The sequence below is a fragment of the Pelatocladus sp. genome, assembly GCF_059505505.1.
In genome coordinates, this window is record NZ_JCACKS010000142.1 from 1 (window position 1) to 5,108 (window position 5,108).

At 40.8% G+C, this 5,108-nt stretch carries 6 protein-coding genes and 2 pseudogenes; 6 read left to right on the plus strand and 2 right to left on the minus strand.

The features are described from left to right. A pseudogene (locus tag AC5JMK_RS12185) lies at nucleotides 1-795 on the minus strand (IS4 family transposase); the annotation flags it as partial. A gap of 135 nt (nucleotides 796-930) precedes the next feature. Then, a pseudogene (locus tag AC5JMK_RS12190) lies at nucleotides 931-1,062 on the minus strand (IS4 family transposase); the annotation flags it as partial. Nucleotides 1,063-1,553: 491 nt separating this feature from the next. Here AC5JMK_RS12190 and AC5JMK_RS12195 point away from each other — a divergent pair. The 6 genes from AC5JMK_RS12195 (at nucleotide 1,554) to AC5JMK_RS12220 (ending at nucleotide 4,543) form a co-directional block, all read left to right on the plus strand. Continuing rightward, nucleotides 1,554-1,739: a ribbon-helix-helix domain-containing protein gene (locus AC5JMK_RS12195; RefSeq protein ID WP_495910194.1), complete on the plus strand. Its 186-nt coding sequence runs from the start codon at nucleotides 1,554-1,556 to the stop codon at nucleotides 1,737-1,739. 24 nt (nucleotides 1,740-1,763) lie between these two features. Beyond that, nucleotides 1,764-2,174, plus strand: a complete 411-nt coding sequence (locus AC5JMK_RS12200) for a hypothetical protein (RefSeq protein ID WP_495910189.1) — start codon at nucleotides 1,764-1,766, stop codon at nucleotides 2,172-2,174. 377 nt (nucleotides 2,175-2,551) lie between these two features. After that, nucleotides 2,552-2,743: a hypothetical protein gene (locus tag AC5JMK_RS12205; protein ID WP_495910190.1), complete on the plus strand. Its 192-nt coding sequence runs from the start codon at nucleotides 2,552-2,554 to the stop codon at nucleotides 2,741-2,743. Next, complete coding sequence (locus tag AC5JMK_RS12210; protein WP_495910191.1) at nucleotides 2,730-3,380, plus strand: Uma2 family endonuclease; 651 nt, start codon at nucleotides 2,730-2,732, stop codon at nucleotides 3,378-3,380. The genes AC5JMK_RS12205 and AC5JMK_RS12210 overlap by 14 nt, the downstream gene beginning before the upstream one ends. 130 nt (nucleotides 3,381-3,510) lie before the next feature. Then, nucleotides 3,511-3,660: a hypothetical protein gene (locus tag AC5JMK_RS12215; RefSeq protein WP_495910192.1), complete on the plus strand. Its 150-nt coding sequence runs from the start codon at nucleotides 3,511-3,513 to the stop codon at nucleotides 3,658-3,660. Nucleotides 3,661-3,817: 157 nt separating this feature from the next. Beyond that, a complete protein-coding gene (locus AC5JMK_RS12220) occupies nucleotides 3,818-4,543 on the plus strand; it encodes a hypothetical protein (protein ID WP_495910193.1) in 726 nt (241 codons plus the stop codon). Nucleotides 4,544-5,108 lie beyond the last annotated feature (565 nt).

The window sequence follows — 5,108 nt, forward strand, 5'->3', positions numbered from 1 at the left end:
AACAGTGTAAAAAGCCTCTTCTATTCTCCATCTTCGTCGGTATAAATCAGCTACAACGTAAGGAGGTAATATTTGTGGGTCGAGGACAGAAGTAACATAAGAATAGCTAGTTTTACCAACCTTAATTTCGATTAAGCGTAAAGTGAGTACTGGTGTGCCACGACGAACAGTGCCAAGTTGGATCAATCGGTCTTTAACTGAATGGCCATAGCTAAAAATCTTTAAGTGCTTAATAGATGCTTTGGCTTTTAAACGAGTAATAAAATGAACTTCTTGGTTAATAATTTGTTGTAAAAAGTGGAAATGATAAAAACCTCTATCAAGTAAAATCAGAGTTTTAGGAGGCAGTAAATTTAATAATGCCGCTTCAAAATTAGTGTCCGATGCTGCTGGATTAGTGTGAAACCAAACTTCGATAGGTAAACGAGTAACCAAATCAATAACTGTACAAATTTTCCCGGCTAACTGTCCTGTTTTCAGGTCTTCCAGGCTTTTTAGCTTCCGAAATAACGCTTCTAGGGTTGACCCATCAGCAATCCAAATTTGTTCAAAATTACCGAGTGCAAATTTAACACTATCTGGCAATGGTCGTCGGAGTCTTTGTTGCCAATTAAATTGTAACTTAGGTAGTAAATCTTTAAATACACGCTCAAATAATTCATTAGGAAAAACTAAAAATCTTTCTGATAGGGACTGTTGAGCAACTTTAATAGGTGTACACCATAATAAACCTTCTCTTGCCAAAAGACGATTTAACTCTTGAACACCAGGTACTTGCCTCCATAATAGCGTTAAGGGATCTCCAATAAATAAATCAGCCCAGCCCTCGCAAAAACGCCTTAAAGCGTTTTTGCTCCCCCTTGAAAAATATATAAATCCCAGGAAATAGATTAATAGGGCTGGGCTGATTTATTCTTGGTAAGTGCCTAACACTGCTGCTACCATGAACGATAAATTCAGAATTCTATCTCGGCATCCTAACTGCTTATAAGATTTTTGTTGAGCAAAAATAGCTGGAGTTAATAAAGCTTCTAATTGCCGAGAAATTGCCTGATTATCTATAGTAGGAGTATTATGTTTGTGTACGTGGTCAGAGTTTTGCTTTGGTCGCTTGGGCATGGCGGTAAACCAAACTTTTCATTAACTCGTTTAATAATTGAATTTACCTAACAATGTTGCCCACTTGTTATAAATTTATTCTGCCGTTACAATACCTTTTCGCTTGAAATTTTAACTCTCAAAAGCTTTTTGATAATGATAATCAAATAGAGGGGAAAGGAGGCGAGCGTCGCTCGCCTCCTTTCCCCTACCCACACACACGATTATCATTTTTAATCAGACTATTTTGAGTATTTTAACTGATTGACAAAATGCGCTTTATTTTAACCTCTCACGGATGGCTATTCGCGTCATCCTCTGGCATTTTCGCCTTATATCTGTTAGGCTAATCTATCAGTACATCACTTGTCAACATATTTTGCAAATGATGTAAATTAGACAGATTATGAAAGCTAGCTGATAATGTCTATACGGATAGACATTTGATGCATTTAATGGCAACTAAAAGACCCAGAACCACAATTAGTTTTGACCCAGAGGACTATGAAGACTTAGAACAATGGGCTGAGTCGGAATTTAGAACAATTCCACAGCTTATAAGCGCAATAGTTAAAAGATCACTGATTGAATGGCGTGAGCGTAATAAATCTAAAGAGTCAGATGAAACTAAGCATAAATAAACCACTAATACTACCATCCTTCCCATGACTGAATCCTCCGCACCCACAGGTGATCGCCTAAATCGAATAGAAACAAGTCTGGCAACTCACAACGAGATACTGACCCAGCTAGCACCTCTAACTGCCCAAATTAGTCAGCTACTAGCACAACAAACATCTAGGGGCGTGAGCCAACAAGAAACTCTCAATCGCCATGATGAAGCACTCATTCGGATTGAAGGAGCGATCGCCAACCTCACAAACCAAATGAATCAGCTTGGTAGTCGTGTAGATGCCCTTACTACAAGCACTACTGAGACACTGCGTCTCGTTGCTGACAACAGCAGAGAAATCCGCGATATTTGGCGTTATCTGAGATATGAACCGCGCAATGGCAATGGCAGAGGTGGCGCTTTTGATTTTTGCTGCCGTCTTTGGCTAACATCTTCAAGGTAGCAAAGTGCTGACATTATGACAACATAAACCGAAAGAGTCGTTTGAAACTGTTCAGCAAGGCTATTATCAAATTGTCAGACAACTGCTAGTCTGGGTGTAGACCATCAGCAAAGGAAAATGACTACCAGAAAACCAAGAATAATGTTTCAAACCGACGAGGCTACAAAAGAAGCACTAGAACGCTGGGCTTCAGACGAGAACAGGACTCTAAGCAGTCTTATAGATACCGTTTTCAAAGAATTGCTTATTGAAAAGGGGTACTTGGAACCCCCAAAAAAGTTACTGAACAGAACCAGCGATCGCAAAACTTAACTTTCGAGCGTCAGGACAAAAACAGCTATAATGAGTCTGATAATTGTCATGACAGCGTGGAGTATATGATTCAAAACCAATCGGAACTGACGCGACGTACAACAGGTGCTGTTACAGTACAAGCATTCTTTACCTTGGAGGAACGTCAGCGGTTCAAGGTGATTTGTAACAACGCTGGCAGTAATATGGCTCATGTCTTGCGCGTGTTGGCTTTGAAGTGGATGGAAGGCAAGGAGGACAATAATGATCAGCCCTGAAATAAATACCGTAATTACACCAGAAAGAATCGAGTTGCCTCCTGGCGCTGTCTTGAAACTCTTGGGAAGCTGGCAAGACTACCTTTGGCTGCAAAGACAGTTAGGCGATCGGACTGTACCTCGCATCAAATATCGACTAGGAGAGATTTGGCTGATGGCACCGCTACCAGAGCATGGAAGAGATGCGAGCTTGCTGGCAGATATTGCTAAGGTTTTGCTGGATCGTTTAGAGCAAAGATACGACTCATTTACGCCCATCACCATGAGCTTGCCTCTTGCTCAACGCGGCATTGAGCCTGACTATTGCTTTTATATTGAAAATTGGAGATCCGTAGTAGGTAAGAACCGTATCGACTGGCAGAATGACCCTTCACCAGATTTAGTGATTGAGGTAGATGTTACTAGTTATACCGATATTAATGACTATCTCCCTTATAAAGTGCCAGAAGTCTGGCTGTTAAAGAATAAGCAGCTATTAGTTTACAGATTGCAGGGTGAAAATTACGCAATTACAGAAAGTAGCTATTTTCCTAACGTAAGAGAAATTGTACGGCAATGTCTTCTAATTGCAAGTGAGCAGACAACAAGTGAGGCAATAAAGTGGTTAAGAAACTTTTTGCACTCCAAAGGAAGCTAACCAATGACCAACACGCCAGAACCACCCAGAATGACTACCGCAAGCACTCAAATCTCAATCACTAAAATAATCCCTATGCTGACTGCCATAGGCGATCGCTCAATTGACAGAGCGCGTTGACGGTTTAACTGTGAACGTGGGTAACTTGACCGGGGCGATCGCTGATTATATTGCAAAGGCTAAAGCTTCAAGGGAAGTTATCAAACAAAATCAAGCTGAAATCCGCCGCATTGGAGAATATTTGCTCATAATTGGCGGTAATGGTAACACTCTTTTGTGAGGGATGAGCAATATTACTCAGTAGTTTTAGTAAAATTTTTGATTCTTCTTTGGAATAATCTAATAAATGGTTATTAGTTACTTCAGGCAGTATCAAGCACCAGCATTTGTAAAAGAACTATTAATTTTACGTCATTAATTAATTTTTAATGTCGCCAATGTTAGCCGTAAAAGACCCACCAAACGATTTTCAACTTCCGCCGCACAACGAACCGGCGTTAGAGATGATTAGGGAGGCGAAAGACTATGAGTCTACTGTGGCTCTAGCTGCTGGTGGAGCTGCGCTAGCTACAGGCGGAATAGTTCATCCGTTAGGCTGGGTTCTTTTTGCATTAGCTTACAAGCCGTTAGTACGAGTTGAAAAACTTGCGCGGCTGGAAAGATTAACAGCCCTGCTTTTGGATGAGTTTAAAAGCGAGGGAATACAAATCTTTCCCGTGCTTCAAATCGAAGACAAAAACCCTATCGATTTGTTTTTACGGTTTCCGAAAAGGACACATCTGTTTATCTCCATTCGTTCGATTGGAGATAGGGAAGTAGTCTACAACGAAGCCAGAGAGGTTTTGCAAGTCAAGAGGAAAAACAAGCATGGACTAAAAGTGTGGAAACCTTGCCCTTTAGTTGAGTTGTCAGATTACGAGAAGTGGCTGAACAAGAACAGAGACTTATTTGCGATGTCTTCAAGGGAGGCTACAAAAACACCAACGGCTAAAGTTTTGGTCTTATGGCATCCAACTGAGGCGGCTCTAAATCACAATGACCATCTTTATGGTGAGGTAGGAAGTATGAAAATCCTAACTCTCAGGAGAAAAGGTACTGCGTTTGTTATTCAACAGGAGGAAATAACCGAATTTGTTAGGGCTTGGTTAGCCAGATACGAGTAAGCGCACATGGCGAAAACCCCGCGTCCCGAGAGGACAGCGAGGTTTTCAGATTTTTATTCAATTTGGAGTTGGGGTATCGGGTTTTTGCAGATCCTGATTAATATCCCTAATAGTAATTTTATCGTACATTATTGGGTGTAAAGCCAATGTAACACTGGCTCACCAAATGTAAACAGCGATTCAGGAATTTTTTGAGATCATATTTCCGAATCTTTGTATAAAAAGTTACTGTTAAGGATAGCTCCAATTCCTCCACTACACACACTGGAGGATGGGCTGAATGCCACAATCACAACAATCTAATAACTCACCGAGGCGAATCTTAGAAAAAGAGGGAGGCTTGATGCCCCTTGATTTATCTATGGGCCAATCGGTTTTCTCGATAGAAGCCTCCCTCTTTTTCCCTAGCCAATATGCGTCATCAGAGCAAGAAACAACACAATCACAAACTGAATCTGTCTCTGAGATAGAACAAGAATTTATACAGGGTGGCAAAATCAAGTTCGCGTATAGGCGTAAATAGAAGGTTCGTGCAACCAGGGGCAACCTTGTAAAATTCTGTAAA

Excerpts from the sequence above, each read along its gene's own strand:
- AC5JMK_RS12195 (WP_495910194.1), top strand. The coding sequence starts at position 1,554 with ATGGCAACTAAAAGACCCAGAACCACAATTAGTTTTGACCCAGAGGAC.
- AC5JMK_RS12200 (WP_495910189.1), top strand. The coding sequence starts at position 1,764 with ATGACTGAATCCTCCGCACCCACAGGTGATCGCCTAAATCGAATAGAA.
- AC5JMK_RS12205 (WP_495910190.1), top strand. The coding sequence starts at position 2,552 with ATGATTCAAAACCAATCGGAACTGACGCGACGTACAACAGGTGCTGTT.
- AC5JMK_RS12210 (WP_495910191.1), top strand. The coding sequence starts at position 2,730 with ATGATCAGCCCTGAAATAAATACCGTAATTACACCAGAAAGAATCGAG.
- AC5JMK_RS12220 (WP_495910193.1), top strand. The coding sequence starts at position 3,818 with ATGTTAGCCGTAAAAGACCCACCAAACGATTTTCAACTTCCGCCGCAC.